The organism is Streptomyces sp. NPDC005791 (assembly GCF_042871485.1).
Lineage (GTDB): Bacteria > Actinomycetota > Actinomycetes > Streptomycetales > Streptomycetaceae > Streptomyces.
The window spans coordinates 273,159-293,509 of record NZ_JBIAIP010000008.1 but is presented as its reverse complement, the minus strand read 5'-3'; the positions used below and the strand labels follow the sequence as shown (position 1 = coordinate 293,509).

The following is a 20,351-nucleotide window of genomic DNA, read 5'->3' as shown; positions in this document are numbered from 1 at the left end:
GCGCCGCGGAAACACTGCGCGCCTCTTCAGCCTCACTCCGGAGCGTGCGCACCGCTACTGGGCACGACGGGCTGCCCCCGACCTTTCGACTGGTCGCATGCGCAGCGCGCGTGAACCTGCCGTGCCGCCCACGTGCTGGTCGAGCCGGCGTCGACCGCCGCACGCGCCATGCCGACGGCGAACGCCCCGACGCTGGGCCTACTTCCTGGAGCAGCAGGAGCCGGTGCTGCGGTCCTGGGAGGAACGTGCCGAAGGGGTGGCGCCCGATCCGGAGGAGGCCTGCCGGGACCACCTCCGTGCGCTGGACACCTGGCGGCAGCTGCCGTACGCGGACCCGGGGCTGCCCGGGCCGCAGGACTGGCCGGGCGCGCGCCCGGCCGAGGTGTTCGGACTGCTCCACGCGCGACTGCGGGACGCGAGAGCCCTGTTCGTCCGGGAATGCGCCTGATCCGCCGCCGAAATCGGGGTGACCCGGCGCCACCCGAGCGACAGGATGAAGCATGACCTGGACCTTCACCGATGACGTCGGCGCCTTCCTGGACGCGGCCGGAGCAGCCCTGGCCGCCCGGCCCGCCGAGAACACCCTGCTGCTGACCGTCACCGCCACGCTGCGGGACAGGGGGCCGCAGGCGTACGGCGCGGAACCGCCGTTGCTGGGCTGGTGGCGCGGGGCGGACGGTGAGGTGGGCGGGACCCTGGTGCGCACACCTCCGTACGTGCCTCTCCTCGGTACGGCGTCCCCGGAGGCGGTCGGTGCCCTGGCTGACGTGCTGCCTCTGCCGGGCGTCGACGCGGACCGCGACAACGCGCGGGCTCTGGCCGCCCGTTGGCCACGGCACCGGGTCGACGGGGAGCACCGGCTGTACCGGCTGGGCACCTTGGTGCCGCCCTCTCCCGCGCCCGCAGGACGGCCCCGGACCGCGTCGGCAGCCGACCGGGCGCTGCTGGTCGGCTGGATCCGCGCCTTCGGTGCCGAGACCGGCCAGGCGGGCGACAGGGCCGAACGGATCGTGGACGAGCGGACGGCGCACGGCGGGTTGACGCTCTGGGAGGCGGACGGGGAGCCGGTGTCGATGGCGGGCGTCTCCCGGATGATCGCGGACACGGTGCGGGTGGCGACCGTCTACACGCCGCCGGAGCACCGGGGCCGGGGGTACGCGGCGGCGGTGACGGCGGAGGTCAGCCGCGTGGCACGTGAGGAGGGCGCCAGGGAGGTGTTGCTCTTCACGGACCTCGCGAATCCGACGAGCAACGGTGTGTACGCGCGCCTCGGTTACGAAGCCGTCGGCGACCGGCTGCTCATCACCGCGGAGCCGGTATGACGGCCGAGGCCCCGGATGTACCGGACACACCGGCCGCACAGGCGTGGCTGATCGCCGCGAACGTGGTGCGGTGGCGGCGCTACGGGGAGGGCGGCCAGGAACTGCGGCCGGGCACCAAGTCCTACCGGGGCGGCTCCAAGGTCCATGTGATCCAGACCTACGCGGGGACGGGTCACGAGCAGCTGACCACGATCGGGCGCGGGCGCCGCACCGGCACGTACATCACGATCGACATGGCGACGCGCAATCTGCACACCTTCCGGGCCGTACCGGTCCACAGCCCCGCCATGCTGCGGCTGTGCGCGGAGGCGGACGTGGGTGGCTGCTGGACGGCCCGTCAGGACGCCGAGGAGGTCGCGGCCCTGCTCGGCCGGCTGTCCGTGGCGTACCGCGCCACGCACTGGGTCATGCCCCATCCCAGGCCGTGCCGCTGCCACGAGTGTCTGACGCTCAGCTCGGCGTGAGCCGGGGCTTCGGGGCGTCGGTGCGGCCCGTCGGCGGGGTGCGGCTGCCCGCGCGGTACGGGAGCGGCCAGGAGACGGCGACGGGGAAGGGGCACTCCCGCAGAGCGCGTACGACCTGTCCGGTCGTCCGGTTGCAGTCCAGGAACTGCGCGGTGTCCAGCGCGAGCGTGGCGCCGATGCCCTCGTCGGCATCACCGCCGGAGCAGAACCCGCGCCCCTCACCGCCAGGACGAGGGCGCGCACGGAGCGTTCACGGGAGAGCTCGGCGAGGAGATCGCGCAGGTCGGCGTGAACACAGAAGGTGAGTGCGTTGAGCTTCTCAGGACGGGTGAGGGTGACGCCGGCCACATCGCCTTCGGTGGTCAGACGCAGTTGCTGCCGGCGCTCCGTGCGCGCGGCGGAGCCGGTGGACGGGATCATGGAAGGGGCCCCTCCAGCCGTCGGGCTGCTGCTGAGGCCCTTCGACGTCATCACCTGCTCGTGACTGCCGTCACGAACACGCGATACGCCGTGCGGCCGATGTGGCGAAGGTCCCTTTTGCACCTGTCGGCTGCCCCTATGTCTGGGGCGGCGGGCTTCGTATGGTTGAGCGCAGGAAATCCTGGTACAGACCTCGCGTCCTTCGATGACGGAGGACGCGGTCCTCGGCACAGCCGCCCCGGAACGAAGGTCTCCGCCGGATGCCACTCCCCCGAACGGAACCTCCGCCTTGCCGCCCGACATCCCCGCGCAGCCACCACCCTGCTGGCGTATCGCCCTGCCGCACTCCACGGCCGCGGTGCCGATCGCCCGCGCCCTCGTCCGTACGGCGCTGGCGGAACTCGACACGCCCGCCGACAGCGACACCGCCGAGCTGTTGACCGCCGAACTGGTGGCCAACGCCGTGGAGCACACCGACGGCTCGGGACCCATCGAGCTGGTGGTCGAGCTCCTGGCGTCCGGCTGTCAGGTGGAGGTCCACGACCACGACCCGGGACCCCCCGGCGGCCTGTCCCGCCTGCTGGCCGGCAGTACGCCGGACCCGTGGCAGGAGCACGGACGCGGACTGCTGCTGATCCGCGCCCTCAGCTCCGCCTGCGGTCACCGCCCCACCGAGCACGGCAAGGCGGTCTGGTTCACCCTGCGCCCGGGCCTGACGCCGCCCGGCCCTGCGGCTCCGCAGAGCTGACGAGCCGGGAGCGGCTGCGGCCGTACCCCGCGTACACCAGTGCGCCCACCGCCAGGAAGGCCATGAACTGGAGCCAGGTCGTCCAGCCCGTGCCGTACATCAGGTACACGCAGAAGCCGACACCCAGGATCGGGCTGACGGGGTAGAGCGGCACCCGGAAGGACCGCTTCAGCTCCGGGTTGCGTCGGCGCAGCGCGATGACGGCGACATTGACCACCGCCATGGTGGCGAGCGTGCCGATGGTCGTCAGGTTCACGACCACGTCCAGGGACGAGAACGCGGCCGGCACCGCGAACACGGCGGCGACGATCCAGGTGTTGGCGACCGGCGTGCGGGTCTTCGGCGACACCCGCTCGAAGACCCGGGGGATCAGGCCGTCACGGGACATGGACATCAGGATCCGGGTCTGGCCGTACATCACCGCGAGGACGACGGACGCGATGGCGACGACCGCGCCGAAGGCGATGATCCCACCGCCGACGCTCGACTCGGTGACCTTGTCGACGACCAGCGAGAGCGCGGCCGGCTTGTCCCCCACGGCGTCCGCGCCCAGCGCGCCGATGGCACCGAGGGCGACCGCGCAGTAGAGCAGCGTGACCACACCGATGCAGATCATGATGGCGATCGGGATGTTCCGGCGGGGATTCCTGACCTCCTCGCCCGCGGTGGTGATGGCGTCGAAGCCGATGTACGAGAAGAACGCCACCGACGCCCCGGCGGTGACCCCGGCCATGCCGTGCGGCGCGAACGGCGAGAGGTGGCCGTCCTGGAACGCGGTGAAGGCGATGGCGCAGAAGGCGATGAGGATGCCGATCTTCAGCACCGCCATCGCCGCCGTGGCCCCCGCGCTCTCCCGGATGCCGCGCACCAGCAGGGTGGCCGCCATCATGACGACGACGACCGCCGGCAGGTTGATCACACCGCCGTCGCCGGGTCCGGAGGACAGCGCGGCCGGCAGGTTCCAGCCGATGAGGCTGTCCAGCAGCTCGTTGACGTACTGGCTCCACCCGACGGCGACGGCGGAGACCGAGACGCCGTACTCCAGCAGCAGGCACCAGCCGACGAGGAACGCGACCCGCTCCCCGAGCGTGGCGTACGCGAAGGAGTAGGAACTGCCGGAGACGGGGATGGCACCGCCCAGCTCGGCGAAGGAGAAGGCGGTGAAGATGCAGGTGACGGCGGCGAGGACGAACGAGACCACCACGGCGGGGCCCGCCTCGGCGACGCTGTCGGACAAACCGACGAAGATCCCGGTGCCGACGATCGCCCCGACTCCGAAACACACCAGCTGGAACAGCCCCATGGTGCGCCGCAGGCCGTGCCCTTCCAGGTCGGCTCCGGACTCGGCGAGCAGCAGGTCGGGGCTCTTGATGCGCGCCCCCGTCATGCGTGCGAGGGCTTGCGGGGTGCGGGGAACGGGTCTCATGGGGGAAGGGGGTCTTTCTCTGGCGGTGCGGGGGATGAGCCGTGGGGGCTCGCACCTGGCCTGCGCTCCGGACCGGGCACATGAGAAGGGGTTCGGACGTGCGAGCCCGAACCCCACCAAGTGGCACCATTGTAGCCACTCGCATGCATGTGCACCCAATCGGGTGCATGTTCATGCGGCCGGCTTCATGCGGTCGGCGCGCTGCCCGCCATGGTGGCGACGAGCACCGCCTTGATCGTGTGCATACGGTTCTCGGCCTCGTCGAAGACGACGGAGTGCGGGGACTCGAACACCTCGTCGGTGACCTCCAGCTCCGCCAGCCCGTGCCGCTCGTGGATCTCCCGGCCCACCTTCGTGCCGAGGTCGTGGAAGGCGGGGAGGCAGTGCAGGAACTTCACGTCGTCATTGCCCGTGGCACGCAGGACGTCCATGGTCACGGCGTACGGCGCGAGGGAGGCGATGCGCTCGTCCCAGACCTCCTTGGGCTCGCCCATGGAGACCCAGACGTCGGTGACGACGAAGTCCGCTCCCCGGACACCCTTCGTGACGTCCTCGGTGAGGGTGATGCGCGCGCCACTGGACTCCGCGAGGGCGCGGGCCCGGTCCACGACGTCCTGCTCCGGCCAGTAGGCGGCCGGCGCGACGATCCGGACGTCCATACCGAGCAGGGCACCGGTGACCAGGTAGGAGTTACCCATGTTGAAGCGCGCGTCGCCGAGGTAGGCGAAGGTGATCTCCTCCAGGGGCTTCGCACTGTGCTCGGTCATCGTGAGCACGTCGGCGAGCATCTGTGTGGGGTGCCAGTCGTCGGTGAGTCCGTTGAAGACCGGCACACCGCCGTACGCCGCCAGCTCCTCGACCGCCTGCTGGCTGTCACCCCGGTACTCGATGCCGTCGAACATCCGGCCGAGCACCCGTGCGGTGTCCTTCACCGACTCCTTGTGTCCCATCTGGGAGCCGGAAGGGTCGAGGTAGGTCGTGGACGCTCCCTGGTCCGCGGCGGCCACCTCGAACGCGCAGCGGGTCCGCGTCGAGGTCTTCTCGAAGATCAGCGCGATGTTCCTGCCGCGCAGCCGCTGCACCTCCTCGCCCGCCTTCTTGGCGGCCTTGAGCTCGGCGGACAGGGCGATCAGGCCGCGGAACTCCTCGGCCGTGAAGTCCAGCTCCTTGAGGAAATGGCGGCCTGTGAGGTCTATGGCCATGGTGACGCTCCTGGGTCGGGCTGAGGGCATACGGACAAGCGCCCTGGAAGTCTATACGAGACTCCGTATTGCTATACGGGACCTGCTGGAGGCCCTCCGCCCCTGCTCACACGGGATCGCGCACCACGGGACAGCTCATGCAGCGCGGTCCGCCCCTGCCCCGGCCCAGCTCACTGCCCCGGATCTCGATGACCTCGATGCCTTCCTTGCGCAGATAGGTGTTGGTGGTGGCGTTGCGTTCGTACGCGACGACGACCCCCGGCTCCACTGCCAGCACGTTGCAGCCGTCGTCCCACTGCTCCCGCTCGGCGGCGTGCACGTCCTGGGTGGCGGTGAGCACCCGGATCGTGTCCAGGCCGAGCGCGGCAGCGATGGCCCGGTGCATGTGCTCCGGGGGATGATCGGTGACCTTCAGCTCACGTGGCCCGACGCCGGGCTCGATGGTGTAGGAACGCAGCATGCCGAGTCCGGCGTACTTGGTGAAGGTGTCCCCGTCGATCATCGTGAGCACCGTGTCGAGGTGCATGAACGCCCGGCGCTTGGGCATGTCGAGCGCGACGATCGTCCGGGCCGAGCCGGCGTCGAAGAGCCCTCTGGCCAGCATCTCGACGGCCTGGGGGGTGGTGCGTTCACTCATCCCGATCAGGACGGCCCCGTGGCCGATGACGAGGACGTCGCCGCCCTCGATGGTGGACGGATAGTCGTCCTGGCCCTCCGACCAGTGGTGGAAGACGCCCGCCTCGGGTCCGGTGAAGAGGGGGTGGTGCCGGTAGATCGCCTCGAAGTGCACGGTCTCGCGCTGTCTGGCCGGCCAGCGCATCGCGTTGATGGACACGCCGTCGTAGATCCAGGCGGAGGTGTCGCGCGTGAAGATGTGGTTGGGCAGGGGGCTGAGCAGGAAATCGTCCAGGTCCATGACGTGGAAGCGGACGGAGGTCGGCTCGGTGTGCCGTTCCAGGAACTCCCGCTTGGTCATCCCACCGACCAGGGCCTCGGCCAGCTCCGCTGCGGGCAGCCCGTCGAAGACGGCGCGCAGATGCTCGGTGGCGAGCGGGCCGTACTCCTTCTCCGCGAAGACCCGGTCGAGGACGAGCCGCCTCGCCACCGGGATGCCGAGCGCCTCACGGAGCAGCTCTCCGAAGAAATGCACCTCCACACCCCGGTCGCGCAGCACATCGGCGAAGCCGTCGTGCTCCTCCCTTGCACGGCGCACCCACAGCAGGTCGTCGAACAGGAGCGCGTCCTTGTTGCTGGGGGTGAGCCGCTTCAGCTCCAGATCGGGGCGGTGCAGGATGACGCGGCGCAGCCGCCCGGCCTCGGAATCGACATGGAATCCCATGCCTTCATCCTCACCGCGCGGGGCGCCGTTCACCCTGCGAACCGCCAACGGATTCCGGTCGGTGCCCGTCGGAGCACGCCCTACAACCGCGGGTCGACGGGCTCCGACTCCAGGGCGAGCACCGCGAAGACCGCCTCGTGGATCCGCCACAGCGGTTCCCCGTCGGCCAGCCGGTCCAGCGCCTCGAGCCCGAGGGCGTACTCGCGCAGGGCCAGCGACCGCTTGTGGCCGAGGAACCGGGAACGCAGCCGCTGCAGATTCTCCGGCCGCGTGTACTCGGGGCCGTAGATGATCCGCAGGTACTCCCGGCCGCGCACCTTGATGCCCGGCTGGACGAGCCTGCCCTTCGCGTCCCGGACGAGGGCGCCGAGCGGCTTGACGACCATGCCCTCGCCGCCGCGGCCGGTCATCTCCAGCCACCAGTCGATGCCGGAGCGCACGGAGGCCTCGTCACCGGTGTCGACGACGAGCCGCCGGGTGACCTGGAGCAGACCGGTCGGGTCGTGCTCGACGAGGCGGTCGAGCCACGCCAACTGCTCGTCGTGCGGTACGGAGGCGAGCGAACGGCCCTGCACCGCGAGGATCTGGAACGGCGCGAGCCGGAGGCCGTCGAGCCCTTCGGTACTCCAGCAGTAGCGGCGGTACGCCTCCGTGAAGGCGGCGGCGTCCTCCGCGCGCCCCCGCTGACGGGCGGCGAGGCCGCCGACGTCGACACCACGGGCGGCCGCCGCGGCCAGGGCGTCCTCGGCCACGGGCAGGACCGCGCCTGCGGCGGCGCCCACCGCCGCGTACTGCGAGCGCAGCAGCCCGGCGGCCTTGAGGGACCAGGGCATCAGCTCGGTGTCGAGGACCACCCAGTCGGTGTCCCACTCCTCCCAGAGTCCTGCGGCGGTGAGGGCCGTGCGCAGCCGGCCGAGGAGGACCTCGGTGAGTGCCGTGTCGTTCAGGAACGGCCGCCCGGTGCGGGTGTGCAGGGCGCCGGTGGGGCCTGCGGTACCGAAGCGCTCGCGGGCGGTGCCGGCGTCGCGGCAGACCAGCGCCACCGCCCGCGAACCCATGTGCTTCTCCTCGCAGACGACCGCGGAAACGCCGTCCGCACGGTACTGCGCGAAGGCCTCGGCCGGGTGCTCCAGGAAACCCTCCTCGTGGGAGGTCGCGGTCGGCGCCATCGTCGGCGGGAGATAGGTCAGCAGCCTGGGGTCGACGGCGAAGCGGCTCATGACTTCGAGTGCCGCCGCCGCGTTCTCCTCGCGCACCGCGACACGGCCCATGTGCCGGGTCTCCACGATGCGGCGGCCCTGCACGTCGGCGAGGTCGAGCGGCCTGCCCTCCCGGCCTCCGGGGGCCTCGGTGACCAGCGGCTTCACCGGCTCGTACCAGACGCGCTCGGCCGGTACGTCGACGATCTCGCGCTCCGGCCAGCGCAGCGCGGTCATCTTCCCTCCGAAGACCGCTCCGGTGTCCAGGCAGAGGGTGTTGTTCACCCAGGACGCGGTGGGCACCGGTGTGTGGCCGTAGACCACCGCGGCGCTGCCCCGGTAGTCCTCGGCCCACGGGTAGCGCACGGGCAGGCCGAACTCGTCGGTCTCGCCGGTCGTGTCCCCGTACAGCGCGTGCGACCGGACCCGCCCGGAGGTGCGCCCGTGGTACTTCTCGGGCAGCCCCGCGTGGCAGACGACCAGCTTGCCCCCGTCCAGGACGTAGTGGCTGACCAGGCCGTCGATGAACTCCGCGACCTGCTTGCGGAACTCGGGGTGATCGGCGTCCTCCCGCTCCAGCTGCTCGACCGTCTCCGCCAGACCGTGACTGTGCTGGACCCTGCGCCCCTTGAGGTAACGGCCTAGCTTGTTCTCGTGGTTGCCGGGGACACACAGCGCGTCGCCCGACGCCACCATGGACATGACGCGGCGCAGCACACCGGGGCTGTCGGGGCCGCGGTCCACCAGGTCGCCCACGAACACAGCGGTACGGCCCTCGGGGTGGGTGCCGTCCTTGTAGCCCAGTTCGCCGAGCAGGGTGTCCAGTTCTGAGCTGCAGCCGTGGATGTCGCCGATGATGTCGAAGGGGCCGGTGAGGTGCCGCAGGTCGTTGTAGCGGCGCTCCAGGACCACTTCGGCGGTGTCGGCCTCCTCCTCGGTGCGCAGGACGTGTACCTTGCGGAACCCTTCGCGCTCCAGGCCGCGCAGCGAACGGCGCAGCTCACGGCGGTGGCGCTGGACGACATGGCGGGGCATGGCGGCGCGGTCGGGGCGGGTCGCGTTGCGTGCCTGGCAGAGCTCTTCCGGAAGGTCCAGCACGATGGCGACGGGTAGCACGTCGTACTGCCGGGCCAGCTGGACGAGCTGCTTACGGCTCTCGGCCTGGACGTTGGTGGCGTCGACGACGGTGAGCCGGCCCGCGGCGAGGCGCTTGCCCGCGATGTGGTGGAGGACGTCGAAGGCGTCCCGGCTGGCGCTCTGGTCGTTCTCGTCGTCGGCGACGAGGCCCCGGCAGAAGTCCGAGGAGAGGACCTCGGTCGGCTTGAAGTGCTTGCGTGCGAAGGTGGACTTGCCCGAGCCGCTGGCACCGATGAGCACGACGAGGGACAGGTCGGTCACGGGCAGCGTGCGAGAGGTACCGGTCATGCGGCCTTCGCCTCCTTCGTCGTCTCCTGGGCGGTGGTCATCGTGAACACGGCCATCTGTGTGGGCGGGCCGACCTCGGGATCCTCCGGCCCCACGGACACGAACGCCGCCTCGTAACCGTGACGTCCGGCCACCTGGCCCGCCCAGTCCCGGAATTCCTCCCTGGTCCACTCGAAGCGGTGGTCACCGTGGCGGACATGTCCGGCGGGGAGCGTCTCCCAGCGGACGTTGTACTCGACGTTGGGCGTGGTCACCAGCACGGTCCGCGGTCGCGCGGAGCCGAACACCGCGTACTCCAGGGCGGGCAGCCGTGGCAGGTCGAGGTGCTCGATCACCTCGCTCAGCACGGCGGCGTCGTACCCCTTCAGCTGCTTGTCGGTGTACGTGAGCGCACCCTGGCGGAGGGTGATCCGCCCGGCCTGCCGTTCGCCCATCCGGTCCAGTTTCAGCCGGCGTGCGGCGACGGTCAGGGCCCGCATCGACACGTCGACGCCGACGATCTCCGTGAACCGCACGTCCTTGAGCAGGGCCTGCAGCAACTGGCCCTGTCCACAGCCCAGGTCCAGCACCCGGGCCGCCCCGGCGGCGTGCAGTGCCTCCAGGACCGCCGCGCGGCGCTGCTCGGCGAGCGGGACCGGCTTCTCCTCCGTGTCCGTGGTCTCGTCCACCGCGTTGTCGACGCTCTCCACCTCGAGGTCGTCCGACTCGGCGAGCCGGACCAGCTCGAGCCGCTCCATCGCCTGCCGCGTGAGCCCCCAGCGACGCGAGAGGTAACGGCTGGTGATCAGCTTCTGCTCGGGGTGACCGGCCAGCCACCCCTCGCCCGCGCGCAGCAGCTTGTCCACCTCGTCGGGTGCGACCCAGTAGTGCTTGGCGTCGTCCAGCACCGGCAGCAGCACGTAGAGCTGCCGCAGGGCGTCGGCGAGCCGCAGCTCCCCCTCCAGCACCAGCCGCACGTAGCGCGAGTCGCCCCACTCCGGGAACCGCTCGTCCAGCGGTACGGCCACGGCGTCCACCCGTGTCCAGCCGAGCGGCGCGAAGAGCTTGTGCACCAGCCCCGCACCACCGCGCGCGGGCAGCGCGGGCACCTCGATCCGCAGCGGGAGAGGCTCCTCCACCCGCTCGGGCATCGCCCGGCACACCCCGTTCAACGCGGACTTGAACACCGTCGCCATCGCGACCGAGAGCAGCGACGAGGCCGCGTACGGGCGGTCGTTGACGTACTGCGCGAGCGCCGCGTCGGGGGCCCCGCCCCGGCCCTTGCCCTTGCCGCGCCTCACCAGCGCCACCGGATCCACCTCCAGCAGCAACGCCGCCGTGCAGCGCTCCGCGGACGCCTCGGGGTAGAAGACGTGCGCGGTGCCGTGCGAGGTCGGATACGTCTGCGCCTTGTCGGGATGCTTGTGCAGCAGGTAACCGAGATCAGTGGCGGGACGCTCAGGGGTGCCGGTCGTGCTGATAGTCAGGAACACCCGTCCGAGTATGGTCCGGTGGCCTGTCCCCCACCAGGCAATTTCACGCTTTTGTGGAGTCCAGCCACGTCGCCAGCGCGGCGATTTCGGACGGGCCGACTCGACAGCAGCCGCCCACCAGCCGTGCACCCGCCCGCTGCCAGTCACGCACCCTGCCCGGTTCGAACGTGCTTCTCCCGACCCAGTCCCGGCCGTCGGCGTCCCAATCCTCACCACTGTTCGGATAGACGACCACGGGCTTGCCGGTCGTCTCGGCCGCCGCCTCCACCGCACGGTCCGCGTCGGCGGGATCGCAGCAGTTGACCCCGACGGCGACCACCTGGTCGATACCGGCGACGAGCCGGAAGGCCTCCGCCAGGGGCTGCCCGGCCCTGGTCCGGTCTCCCACCACGCTGTACGAGAGCCAGACCGGCACATCGAGGTCCTGGACCACGTGCAGCAGGGCCTCTGCCTCGTCGATGTCCGGCACCGTCTCCAAGGCCAGCACATCGGGGCCCGCCGCGGCCAGCGTTTCGGCCCTGGGCCGGTGGAAGCGCGCCAGTTCGCGCACGGTCAGTCCGTACCGGCCGCGGTACTCGCTGCCGTCCGCGAGCATCGCCCCGTACGGCCCGACCGAGGCGGCGACCCAGAGCTCCCGGCCGGCCGTCGCTCCCGCCCGGCGCGCAGCCTCCACACTGCCGGCCATCAGCTCCGCCGCCCGGGCCCGTCCGATCCCGCGCCGCGCGAACCCCTCGAAGGTCGCCTGGTAACTGGCGGTGATGAGCACCTGAGCACCCGCACGCGCATAGGCGGTGTGGGCCGCCTCGATCTGCTGGGGCGCTTCGCTCAGCAGCCGGGCCGACCACAGGGCGTCGGACAGATCACAGCCCTGTGCCTCCAGTTGGTTGGAGAGCCCCCCGTCCAGCAGTACGGTCCCCTCGGCGAGCGCGTCGCCGAGCGTACGGCGGGGCGGGTCGTACGGTGTCCGGGCGGAATGCACAGGTGCTCCTTCGAGATCAACTGGTCCCGGTCGGTCCCGCGGGTCGTGCGGTGGCGCGGGGTCGACCGGTTGCGCGGGGTCGAGCGCTTTCGTTGGGTCGAGCGGTTCCGTCAGCCCAGCTGGGACTGGACCTGCGACGAGATGAGTTCCAGATGGTCCAGGTCGTCCAGGTCCAGCACCTGCAGGTAGACGCGGGACGAGCCGATGGCGGCGAAGCGGCCGATCTTCTCGACCACCTCGTCAGGTGTGCCCGCCAGTCCGTTCGCCTTGATCTCCTCGACCTCGCGTCCGATCGCGGAGGCGCGCCGCGCCACCTCCGCGTCGTTCTTCCCGACACAGACCACCAGGGCGTTGGAGTAGACCAGATCGTCAGGGGCCCGGCCGGCCGCCACAGCGGCGTCCCTGACCCGGCCGAACTGCTTCTCGCTGTCCTCGATCGACGCGAAGGGGATGTTGAACTCGTCCGCGTACCGCGCGGCCAGCCGCGGGGTACGGACCGCGCCGTGGCCACCGATCAGGACCGGCACCTTCGCCTGGGCGGGCTTGGGCAGTGCCGGCGAGTCGGTGAGCTGGTAGTACGTCCCGTCGTAACTGAACGTCTTACCCGTCTCGGTCTCCCACAAGCCGGTCACGATCGCCAGCTGCTCCTCCAGCCTGCCGAACTTCTCCTTGGGAAACGGGATGCCGTACGCCTCGTGCTCCTCCTCGAACCAGCCGGCGCCCAGGCCCAGCTCGACCCTGCCGCCGGACATCTGGTCGACTTGGGCGACCTGGATGGCCAGCACCCCGGGCAGCCGGAAGGTGCCCGCGGTCATCAGCGTGCCGAGGCGGATCCGCTTGGTCTCGCGAGCCAGGCCGGCCAGGGTGATCCACGCGTCGGTCGGGCCGGGCAGCCCGTCGCCGGAACCCATGCGCAGATAGTGGTCCGACCGGTAGAAGGCGTCGAAGCCCAGGTCCTCGGTGGCCTTGGCGACGGTGAGCAGGGTGTCGTAGCTCGCCCCTTGCTGGGGCTCGGTGAAAATTCGAAGATCCATGCCTCCATCCTGCACCTTCCGAACGACGCCGCCCCTCCCCCGGGCCCTCTCCCGCATGCCGGGCGGGGCCGGGCACTTCCCCGGCCGCCTGCGTCAGGGCTGGCCGGTGACGAAGCCGGCCGGTCCGTGGATCACGCCGAACGGACCGTCGTGCTCACGGTGCGCCTCGTGCTCACGCTCCTGCTCCGCGAGGCGTCGCAGCATGCCGTGGATCCGGTCCACCGATTCGTCGACGGCGTCTATCGCCTCGATGCACTGCCAGTAGAGAGCTTCCTCCTCCGTGCCGCAGGCGACGCCGACCAGCGCGATGCCCGCCTCACCGAGAAGCAGCGCGAGGGCCGCCAACGCCCCTGGGACATCCGCCACTTCCGTGAGCTGCGCCGCCCTCACACCGCCGGCCGGCACCAGCGGGTGGTCGAGCACGGCGCTGCCCAGAGCACAGGTCTCGCTGAGCTCGCGGGCCTCCGTCCGTAACTCCGGCGGTCCGCCTCTCACCAGCTGCCCGCCGACCGCCCGGGCGAGCGCTTGGGCCTGCCACGCCTCCGCCATGACAGCCGGAACTCCCCGGCTTCCCGCCAGTGCGCTCCGCCCCGCCGCGATCAGCCGCTCCGCTTCCATGCGATTCCCCCGTCGCCGTGACCATCCGTGTGAAAACCCGCTCACCTCTTCATTACCCACAGTGAGGGTCGCGGCACACGAAAGCCAGAGGAAATCGGAAATCTGTGGACAGGAAGTCGATTGTGCACAAGTCGATCACTCCGAAGAGTGACGATTCGTCGACTCACCGCTGTCCGCCACGGGGAAGCGTTCCTCATTCCGGTCGATCTTGGCCGCCAACGCCGCCAGCGCGTCGATGCCCAGGACCTCGCAGAACTGCAGCAGGTACGCCAGGACGTCAGCGACCTCGTCCGTCACACGGAACGCCGTGCCGGGATCTTCCATCACCCGCGCCGACTGCTCCGGGGTCAGCCATTGGAAGATCTCCAGAAGTTCGGAGGTCTCCACGCTCAGCGCGACGCAGAGGTTCTTCGGCGTGTGGTAGGGCTCCCAGGCCCGGGACGCCGCGAAGTCGGCGAGTCTCCGCTGCAGTTGCGCCACATCCAGTTCCGTCACGGTGCCAGGTCTACCACGGTCGCACCGGCCGTCCCGCGGGCCGCCACCGCGGTCGCCTCACCGACCGTCCCCAGCAGGCGCACGTGCCCGCCCGCGCAGACCGACGCCGCCAGCGCCAGCAGTTCTCCGGTCTGCCTCGCGTCCAGGCTCCGGTCGATCCCGTCGGCCAGCACGGTGAGGGCCTGCATGGCCGACGGCACCTCCGCCGCCGGATCCACCGCCAGGACATGAGGTCCGGTCAGCAGCACCAGTGCGAGTGCGAGGTAACGGAGTTCGCCGTCGCCGAGACGCCCGACGGGTGTGCTGCGGCCCGGGCCCCGACCGGCCAGGGCGCGCACCGTTCCGTCCTGCAGACGCTCGATGGTCAGTCCCGTCACCTGCCCCGCGCACCCGGCGTCCGCGCCGGCGACCAACCGGGCGTGCCGTTGTGCGCACTGGCCGCGGGTGCGGTGCAGAACCTCCGCGAGGTTGTCGCAGCTCGAGGTCAGCCGCCCTTCCCCGACCGGCACCGCCGCACGCATCCGCCGAGGCTCCGGATCGCAGACGAAGGCCGACCGCAGGGCCACGACCACCTGCTCGGCGGCGGCCAGCACCCTCAACTGCCCTTCGGTCGTCCCCGCGACCCGCAACGGCAGCAATGCCGTGCCGAGCCGGTCGTCGGGGAGCGGGGCCCTGGTCACCGGAACCGCCCCGGCGGTGTGCCAGGCCGCCTGGACGGAGGAACGCCGTGGATCCCGCAGCGCCGTGCTCAGCAGGGTCTCGCCACCGTCCCTCAACCGCTCGCCGACGATTCGGAGCGCCGGCTCGGCCTGCACGGCGAGGTCCAGCCTCACCGGGCCGGCCGGGCCCTCCACGGTGCAGCCGAGCCTGAATCCGCGCCGCCCCTGTGTGTCGGCCCCGGCCCCTTCGGGCACCCAGGCCGCCGGATCGGGGAACACGTCCTCCAGAGGATCACCGGCGGCCAGCCGTGCCAGCGCCTCGTACCCACGCAGAACCGTCGACTTACCGCTGCCGCTGCCCCCTGCGAGCAGCGTGAGCGGCCCGAGCGGGATGACGGTGCGCCGGTGCGAGGCGAAGGCGTCGAGCCGGAGTTCACCGACGAAAGGACGGGCGGGGCGGGCCGTGCCGGACGGCCGCCCCGGGGAGATCGCTGTCATGAGCGGACCGTACGCACGCCCGTGAGCGGCGAACCGTTCCGCCCGCACGACCTTCCTACGTATGAGGTACGCCCGCCGCGGTGACCCCCTCGACCTCCATGCCGACCGGCGCGAGCAGGAAGACGTTGCGGTCCACCCGGTGCATGCCGCTGCCGAGCCCGAAGACGACGCCGCTGCTGAAGTCCAGGATCCGCTTGGCCACATCGCTCTCGGCACCGGTCAGGTCCAGCAGGACCGGGATCTGCGCCACGAGGTACTCGGCCACCTCGCGCGCGTCGGCGAACACCTGGACCCGTAGAACGACCAGGCGCCGCTGCTCGGCCGCCTCCCGCTGCTCCGGGACCGTCCTGTGGTCGACCCGGGAGGGCCATTCGTTACGGCCCCTCAGGGGTACGACCTGGGCGAGCCCTTCCCATTGCTCGTCGGTGGCGTCGTATCGGTCGTACCTGTCGTACCTGCTCACAGAACCACCCCGTCCGTATGCCGGTTGGCTGTGCGCCGGCTGCGCTCGCTGTTCATCGGGCAATTCTCTCGTCCCTCACCCGTTCGGCGTACCACCGACACGGATCGCAACATGATCGACGTCGTCCGGTGCGCCCGCGACGGGCGGTTCGGGGAACGTGTCGAGCGGTGTGAACCGCACCGGGAGATGCGCCGGGGCACGGTGGAAGGGGCCCGGACGCCAGACCAGCGCGCCGGGCTCGACGGCCAGTTCCACATCGCAGAGCTGGCTGGTGAGCTGTTCGATCGCGGTCGTCGCCATCAACAGGGCGGGCTGCTTGGCCGGGCAGCGGTGCGGCCCGGCCGACCATGCCAGATGGGCGCCGTCGCCGGAGCGCACCGCGGGATCCGAAGTGGGGGGAGGCGACTGGGTGTTGGCGGCGGCGAAGGAGACCAGCAGCAGTTGTCCGGCACGCAGCGGCACTCCGTGGAACTCGGTGTCATGGCGCGGGAAGTGCGCCCCCATGTTGGCCAGCGGAGGATCACGCCAGAGTACGTCGTCGATCGCCTCGTGCGCGGTCATCGCGCCGCCGTGCAGGGATCTTCCGTATCCGGTGTCGCTCAGCATGCGCAGCAGCGCGTTGCCGATCAGATTGGTCGTGGGGTCGTGGCCCGCGCTCATGATGAGTGTGATCTGCCGCACGGCCTCGTCGTCGTCGAGACCTGCCGGATGCTCGAGCAGATAGGTGGTGAGGTCGCGGCCCGGCCGGGCCCTGCGGGCGGCGACCAGGCCGGTGACGACGCCGACGAGGTCCTCGTACGCGGCCGCCGCGTCCCCGTCGGAGTCCATCATCCCGCCGATGCCCCGGACCACCCGTTCAGTGTCCTGCGGCGCCACACCGAAGGAAGCGGTGAACACGTGCAGGGGGAGCCTGCGGGCGTACTGCGAGATCAGATCACCGGTGCCGGCGGCCGAGAACGCGGCGATGAGCCGCTGAGCGACCCGGGCGACCTCCGCACGCAGCAGGTGGGGTTCGATCAGTGCGAGGGTGTCGTTGATGGCGTCGCGGTAGCGGGCGTGGACGGCGCCGTCGGTGAAGGCCGCGGTGGGCCGGTAACCGAGTGCCGGCAGGACCGGTGAGTCGGCCGGTACCCCGGCCTGCCAGGCGCGCGGGTCCTTGGTGAAGGTCTCGGTGTCCCGCAGCAGGTCGACGGCCGCGTGGTAGTCGGTGACCAGCAGTGCGTCGACGTCCGGGGCGATGCGCACCCTGGCCAGCGGCCCCTGGGCCCGCAGGCTGCGGTAGTGGCCGTGCGGATCGGCGGCGAAGCCGGCGCCGTACAGCGCGAGCGGCTCGAGGATCGAGGGGCCGGTTCCGGGCGATGTGCCGGGCACGGGAGGGGTCATGACGATTCCTGGGGCGCGGGAAGGCAGGTCAGCGCGTGCTCGGCGAGGGCGATCAGGGCGTCGATGCTGCCACGGCGTTCGCGGGCGTCGCACTGCAGGAGCGGGGTGCGGGGGTCGAGGTCGAGGTGCTTGCGCAGGACCTCGTCGGCGTGGGCGGGGGCGTCGGGAAAGCGGTTCACGGCGACGGCGTACGGGATCCCGTGCTCCTCCACCATGTCCATGACGGCGAAGGAGTCCTCGAGCCGACGGGTGTCGACCATGACGAGGGCGCCGAGCGCACCGCGCGCGATGTCCTCCCAGAGGGGGAAGAAGCGCTCCTGGCCCGGGGTGCCGAACATGTAGAGCACCAGGTCGTCCTGGACGGTCAGCCGCCCGAAGTCGACGGCGACCGTCGTCGTGGTCTTGTCCGGAAGTCCGGCGGTGTCGTCGAGTCCGGTGCTGGACTGCGTCATCGCCTCCTCCGTGTGCAGGGTCGGGATCTCCGACAGGGTGCGGATCAGGGTCGTCTTGCCCACCCCGAAGGGACCCGTGACGACGAGTTTCATCAGGGTCTCGGCGGCACTGGGCAGATAGCCGATGGCGCCTCGGTCAGTGGAGGGAACGGAGTCCAACGAGCAGCCTCTCGACGAGCGACCGGTCCATCTCACCGGCGCTGGGGATCGGTGGTCGAGCGTGCAGATGTCCTGCGGCCACGAGGTCCGTGGCCAGGAAGACCGTGGCGCTGACCGGAAGGTCCAGATGGGCGGCGCATTCGACGACGGTGAGGGCTCCCGGCTCCAGGAGCTCGCACAGCCTGCGCTGCTCCGAACCGCCGTCCGGCGGCAGGGCCGAGTCCGTGCGCAGCAGCACGGCGAGCCGGTCGAGCGCGGGGCCGGCGGGCGCGGGGCGGCCACCGGTGACCAGGTAGGCGGGGATCAGGCGGCGCCCTGGGCCGGGGGTCATGGCCGGGTGGCAGCGTCCGGTCGGCGGGTGGGGGCGTGCATGGCCCGGGTCAGCGCGGTGACCTGCACCTGCATCTGGTAGGCGATGTTGCCCAGGTGGGCGTCGGGGGCCGCGAACAGGGCCAGCGTGGTGTTCTTGCCGGCCGGGACGACGACGGCGAAGCCCAGGTCCGACTCCACGACCGTCTGGGCCAGCCGTGGGGACTCGGCCTCGGTGAAGGCGGTGGTGAAGGCACGGGCCGCCGCGTGCAGGGTGGCCGTCATCGCGGCGACGCGCTCGGCGGACGCACGGTCCAGGCCGGGCGACGCGCCTTCGACGAGCCCGTCACCGGTGGCGACCACGGCGTGCTGCACGCCGGGCAGCTCCAACAGGGGGGTCAGCACCCAGGCGAGGTCACCGGCGGTGGGGGTGGTGCTCACGTCTCGTCGTCTCCTTGGTCGTCCGATGGGAATGCTGAGGGTGCTGGGGGCCCGGACGCCTTCCTGCCGCTGAGGGTGCCCTCCTGGAGGGCGGCCCAGGCGGCCCCGGCCTGTTCGGGGGTGCGGGGCGCGTGCTGCTCCTGGGCCTGCTGCCGAGCCGTCGGCGGAGGCGGGAGGGCTGTCCGGGGGGATCTGCGCCGCCGGGTGGGCAGTTCCGCCGTGCCCGTCGTGTCCCGGACGGCGGGAGCGGGGGCGTCGGGGGCAGCGGGCGCGTCGGGCCCCGAGGGTGCGGGTGCGGGGCTCTCGGCACCGGCCCCCCGCGCGTGCACCGGCTTCGGCGCGAGCACGGACAGGGTGCGGTCGTCGTCCATCACCGTCAGCAGATGGGCCGGGATACGCAGCATCGTGCGCATTCCCCCGTACGGCGACGCCTCGATGTGGCAGCTGAAGCCGTACCGCGCGATGAGCCGCCCGACCACGGCGAACCCGGTCTGCGGCGGGTCCCCCAGCTCGGTGAGCAGCACCTCGGAGGGGCCGGACAGCAGCGCCCGGGCCCGCTTCAGCGCGTCGTCGTCCATGCCGATCCCGGCGTCGTCCACCAGGATCAGGGCCCCGCGCCCGGCTGTCTGCTGGACCGTCACCGGCACCTCGGTGTCCGGGTGCGAGTACGCCGTCGCGTTGGCCAGCAGCTCGGCGAGCGCGATCGCGAGGGGTTCGGCGGCCCGGGCGACCAGGGCGAGCCGCTCCTGGCGCAGATGGTTGGCGACCTTGATCCGTTCATACCCCGCGACCCGGGACTGGGCGCCGAGCACGACTTCGACGAGTGAGGACTTCTGCCGGGCGAGGCCCGGCCAGGCGTCGCAGAGCACGGCTGTGGCCTGGGTGCGGCGCAGCGCCAGTTCGTTGCGGAAGTCGAGCTGCAGGATCCGCGGGTCGTCGTACTCGTGCTGGAGTTCCTGCAGCAGGTGCTGCGACTGGTTGAGCAGTGACTGGATCTTGGCGGAGGTGCCGCGCATGGCCGAGCGCGCTGCCGCGTCGACGCGTCCGCGCTCCTCCAGGACCGCCGTGCGCGCGGCCTGGACTGCCTCGGTCAGCAGACGTGCGGCGTCACCGTCTATCTCGGCGGCCTCCCGGAGACCGGGAACGGCCGCGGTCCGGTGGGAGAGTGCGGTCGCCACGGCGGGTATCCGCTTCTGGCCGAGCTGGCGGATCTCCTCGGTGAGGGCGAGGGTGCGGGCCTCGGCCGCCTTGGCCTGACGCTCGAGCAGCTCCATGCGGGCGGAGGCGGCGTACACGTCCCGCGTGGCCTGCTGTGCACGGACGGCCGACCACAGCGCGGCCGCGACGGCGATCAGGGCCACGATCCATGCCACCACGCCGTCACCGCGTCCCTGTTGTCGTCGGGGCCGGTGTGCCGTTCCACGGTGCGCCGTGCGGCGGCACGGGGAGCCCGCAGCCCCGCCTCGGTGGCGACCAGGCGCACGGCCCCTCGCCGAGGTCCACGACGTCCCCACCCCTGTTCGGCATGGGCCGATTATGCCGACCGAGATCCGGCCGCGTGTTCGGACTTGGTTACTGCGCACGCCTCTTGGCGAGAAATCGACCCTCGACCGGACCGCCTGCCGCCCGTAGGCGATCGCCCGTGGCTGTCACAGGTACTCCTCGCGGGGGATCTCCTGCCTGATGTACGGGAATGTCACCCACCGGTTCCCCACCGAACGGTGGATACCCAGACGGGGATGACAGAACCGGATGGGGCCGACTACCCACCGAGCTTGGCTGAGAACCGCCGTCATACCGACCAGAGACAAGCACCCTGTTTGCTTGTTCTTGCTCGATTACCC

Annotated in this window: 20 protein-coding genes and 1 pseudogene; 4 read left to right on the top strand and 17 right to left on the bottom strand. The window is 71.3% G+C overall.

Annotated features, from left to right (window positions below):
- Positions 1-97: 97 nt before the first annotated feature.
- From ACFYSH_RS18200 to ACFYSH_RS18190, 3 genes are read left to right on the top strand one after another with little or no spacing between them, the layout of a single operon-like run.
- A complete protein-coding gene (locus ACFYSH_RS18200; RefSeq protein ID WP_359475230.1) occupies positions 98-448 on the top strand; it encodes a PaaX family transcriptional regulator C-terminal domain-containing protein in 351 nt (116 codons plus the stop codon).
- 52 nt (positions 449-500) lie between these two features.
- A complete protein-coding gene (locus ACFYSH_RS18195) occupies positions 501-1,322 on the top strand; it encodes a GNAT family N-acetyltransferase (protein WP_359475227.1) in 822 nt (273 codons plus the stop codon).
- Positions 1,319-1,786 carry a hypothetical protein gene (locus tag ACFYSH_RS18190; RefSeq protein WP_359475224.1) on the top strand — a complete coding sequence of 156 codons (468 nt, stop codon included), beginning with the start codon at positions 1,319-1,321 and terminating at the stop codon, positions 1,784-1,786. The genes ACFYSH_RS18195 and ACFYSH_RS18190 overlap by 4 nt, the downstream gene beginning before the upstream one ends.
- 70 nt (positions 1,787-1,856) lie before the next feature.
- On the opposite strand, the pseudogene ACFYSH_RS18185 reads toward ACFYSH_RS18190, so the two are convergent.
- Positions 1,857-2,206, bottom strand: a pseudogene (locus tag ACFYSH_RS18185) (enoyl-CoA hydratase-related protein); the annotation flags it as partial.
- Positions 2,207-2,495: 289 nt separating this feature from the next.
- On the opposite strand from ACFYSH_RS18185, the gene ACFYSH_RS18180 reads away from it, so the two are divergent.
- Entirely contained in the window at positions 2,496-2,954 is a 459-nt protein-coding gene (locus ACFYSH_RS18180) for an ATP-binding protein (protein WP_359475221.1), read from the top strand.
- Here ACFYSH_RS18180 and ACFYSH_RS18175 read toward each other — a convergent pair.
- The 16 genes from ACFYSH_RS18175 to ACFYSH_RS18100 form a co-directional block, all read right to left on the bottom strand.
- Positions 2,902-4,380 (bottom strand): amino acid permease, encoded by a 1,479-nt coding sequence (locus ACFYSH_RS18175; protein ID WP_388753549.1) that lies wholly within the window; start codon positions 4,378-4,380, stop codon positions 2,902-2,904. The two genes, ACFYSH_RS18180 and ACFYSH_RS18175, sit on opposite strands and share 53 nt — an antisense overlap.
- Positions 4,381-4,565: 185 nt before the next feature.
- Positions 4,566-5,582 carry an ornithine carbamoyltransferase gene (gene argF, locus ACFYSH_RS18170; protein ID WP_359475218.1) on the bottom strand — a complete coding sequence of 339 codons (1,017 nt, stop codon included), beginning with the start codon at positions 5,580-5,582 and terminating at the stop codon, positions 4,566-4,568.
- Between the two features lie 106 nt (positions 5,583-5,688).
- On the bottom strand, positions 5,689-6,921 hold the full coding sequence (locus ACFYSH_RS18165) for an arginine deiminase (protein WP_359475215.1): 1,233 nt from the start codon (positions 6,919-6,921) through the stop codon (positions 5,689-5,691).
- An 80-nt stretch (positions 6,922-7,001) separates the two neighbouring features.
- The gene (locus tag ACFYSH_RS18160) at positions 7,002-9,545 is read right to left on the bottom strand and encodes a polynucleotide kinase-phosphatase (RefSeq protein ID WP_359475212.1); all 2,544 of its coding nucleotides are present in this window, start codon (positions 9,543-9,545) and stop codon (positions 7,002-7,004) included.
- Positions 9,542-11,017: a 3' terminal RNA ribose 2'-O-methyltransferase Hen1 gene (locus ACFYSH_RS18155; protein WP_359475209.1), complete on the bottom strand. Its 1,476-nt coding sequence runs from the start codon at positions 11,015-11,017 to the stop codon at positions 9,542-9,544. The genes ACFYSH_RS18160 and ACFYSH_RS18155 overlap by 4 nt, the downstream gene beginning before the upstream one ends.
- A gap of 43 nt (positions 11,018-11,060) precedes the next feature.
- Positions 11,061-11,996 (bottom strand): homocysteine S-methyltransferase, encoded by a 936-nt coding sequence (gene mmuM, locus ACFYSH_RS18150; RefSeq protein WP_388753544.1) that lies wholly within the window; start codon positions 11,994-11,996, stop codon positions 11,061-11,063.
- A gap of 110 nt (positions 11,997-12,106) precedes the next feature.
- Positions 12,107-13,030, bottom strand: a complete 924-nt coding sequence (locus ACFYSH_RS18145) for an LLM class F420-dependent oxidoreductase (protein WP_388753542.1) — start codon at positions 13,028-13,030, stop codon at positions 12,107-12,109.
- A 93-nt stretch (positions 13,031-13,123) separates the two neighbouring features.
- Positions 13,124-13,648, bottom strand: coding sequence for a DUF6099 family protein (locus ACFYSH_RS18140; protein ID WP_388753540.1), 525 nt, complete (start codon positions 13,646-13,648; stop codon positions 13,124-13,126).
- Positions 13,649-13,783: 135 nt separating this feature from the next.
- Entirely contained in the window at positions 13,784-14,143 is a 360-nt protein-coding gene (locus tag ACFYSH_RS18135) for a nucleotide pyrophosphohydrolase (RefSeq protein WP_388753537.1), read from the bottom strand.
- Positions 14,140-15,348, bottom strand: coding sequence for an AAA family ATPase (locus ACFYSH_RS18130; protein ID WP_388753535.1), 1,209 nt, complete (start codon positions 15,346-15,348; stop codon positions 14,140-14,142). The genes ACFYSH_RS18135 and ACFYSH_RS18130 overlap by 4 nt, the downstream gene beginning before the upstream one ends.
- Positions 15,349-15,355: 7 nt before the next feature.
- Complete coding sequence (locus ACFYSH_RS18125; protein ID WP_359475191.1) at positions 15,356-15,763, bottom strand: cell division protein SepF; 408 nt, start codon at positions 15,761-15,763, stop codon at positions 15,356-15,358.
- Positions 15,764-15,838: 75 nt separating this feature from the next.
- Positions 15,839-17,146, bottom strand: coding sequence for a cytochrome P450 (locus tag ACFYSH_RS18120; RefSeq protein WP_388753532.1), 1,308 nt, complete (start codon positions 17,144-17,146; stop codon positions 15,839-15,841).
- Positions 17,143-17,757: an ATP/GTP-binding protein gene (locus ACFYSH_RS18115; RefSeq protein ID WP_359475185.1), complete on the bottom strand. Its 615-nt coding sequence runs from the start codon at positions 17,755-17,757 to the stop codon at positions 17,143-17,145. The genes ACFYSH_RS18120 and ACFYSH_RS18115 overlap by 4 nt, the downstream gene beginning before the upstream one ends.
- Complete coding sequence (locus ACFYSH_RS18110) at positions 17,735-18,088, bottom strand: DUF742 domain-containing protein (RefSeq protein ID WP_359475182.1); 354 nt, start codon at positions 18,086-18,088, stop codon at positions 17,735-17,737. Before ACFYSH_RS18110 ends, ACFYSH_RS18115 begins: the two co-directional genes overlap by 23 nt.
- A complete protein-coding gene (locus tag ACFYSH_RS18105) occupies positions 18,085-18,507 on the bottom strand; it encodes a roadblock/LC7 domain-containing protein (protein WP_359475179.1) in 423 nt (140 codons plus the stop codon). The genes ACFYSH_RS18110 and ACFYSH_RS18105 overlap by 4 nt, the downstream gene beginning before the upstream one ends.
- Positions 18,504-19,883, bottom strand: coding sequence for an ATP-binding protein (locus tag ACFYSH_RS18100; protein ID WP_359475176.1), 1,380 nt, complete (start codon positions 19,881-19,883; stop codon positions 18,504-18,506). Before ACFYSH_RS18100 ends, ACFYSH_RS18105 begins: the two co-directional genes overlap by 4 nt.
- Between the last annotated feature and the right edge of the window lie 468 nt (positions 19,884-20,351).

Bases quoted from the DNA above. Each gene is read 5' to 3' on its own strand.
- ACFYSH_RS18200 (WP_359475230.1), top strand. From the start codon at position 98: ATGCGCAGCGCGCGTGAACCTGCCGTGCCGCCCACGTGCTGGTCGAGC.
- ACFYSH_RS18195 (WP_359475227.1), top strand. From the start codon at position 501: ATGACCTGGACCTTCACCGATGACGTCGGCGCCTTCCTGGACGCGGCC.
- ACFYSH_RS18190 (WP_359475224.1), top strand. From the start codon at position 1,319: ATGACGGCCGAGGCCCCGGATGTACCGGACACACCGGCCGCACAGGCG.
- ACFYSH_RS18175 (WP_388753549.1), bottom strand. From the start codon at position 4,380: ATGAGACCCGTTCCCCGCACCCCGCAAGCCCTCGCACGCATGACGGGG.
- argF (WP_359475218.1), bottom strand. From the start codon at position 5,582: ATGGCCATAGACCTCACAGGCCGCCATTTCCTCAAGGAGCTGGACTTC.
- ACFYSH_RS18165 (WP_359475215.1), bottom strand. From the start codon at position 6,921: ATGGGATTCCATGTCGATTCCGAGGCCGGGCGGCTGCGCCGCGTCATC.
- ACFYSH_RS18160 (WP_359475212.1), bottom strand. From the start codon at position 9,545: ATGACCGGTACCTCTCGCACGCTGCCCGTGACCGACCTGTCCCTCGTC.
- ACFYSH_RS18145 (WP_388753542.1), bottom strand. From the start codon at position 13,030: ATGGATCTTCGAATTTTCACCGAGCCCCAGCAAGGGGCGAGCTACGAC.
- ACFYSH_RS18140 (WP_388753540.1), bottom strand. From the start codon at position 13,648: ATGGAAGCGGAGCGGCTGATCGCGGCGGGGCGGAGCGCACTGGCGGGA.
- ACFYSH_RS18120 (WP_388753532.1), bottom strand. From the start codon at position 17,146: ATGACCCCTCCCGTGCCCGGCACATCGCCCGGAACCGGCCCCTCGATC.
- ACFYSH_RS18110 (WP_359475182.1), bottom strand. From the start codon at position 18,088: ATGACCCCCGGCCCAGGGCGCCGCCTGATCCCCGCCTACCTGGTCACC.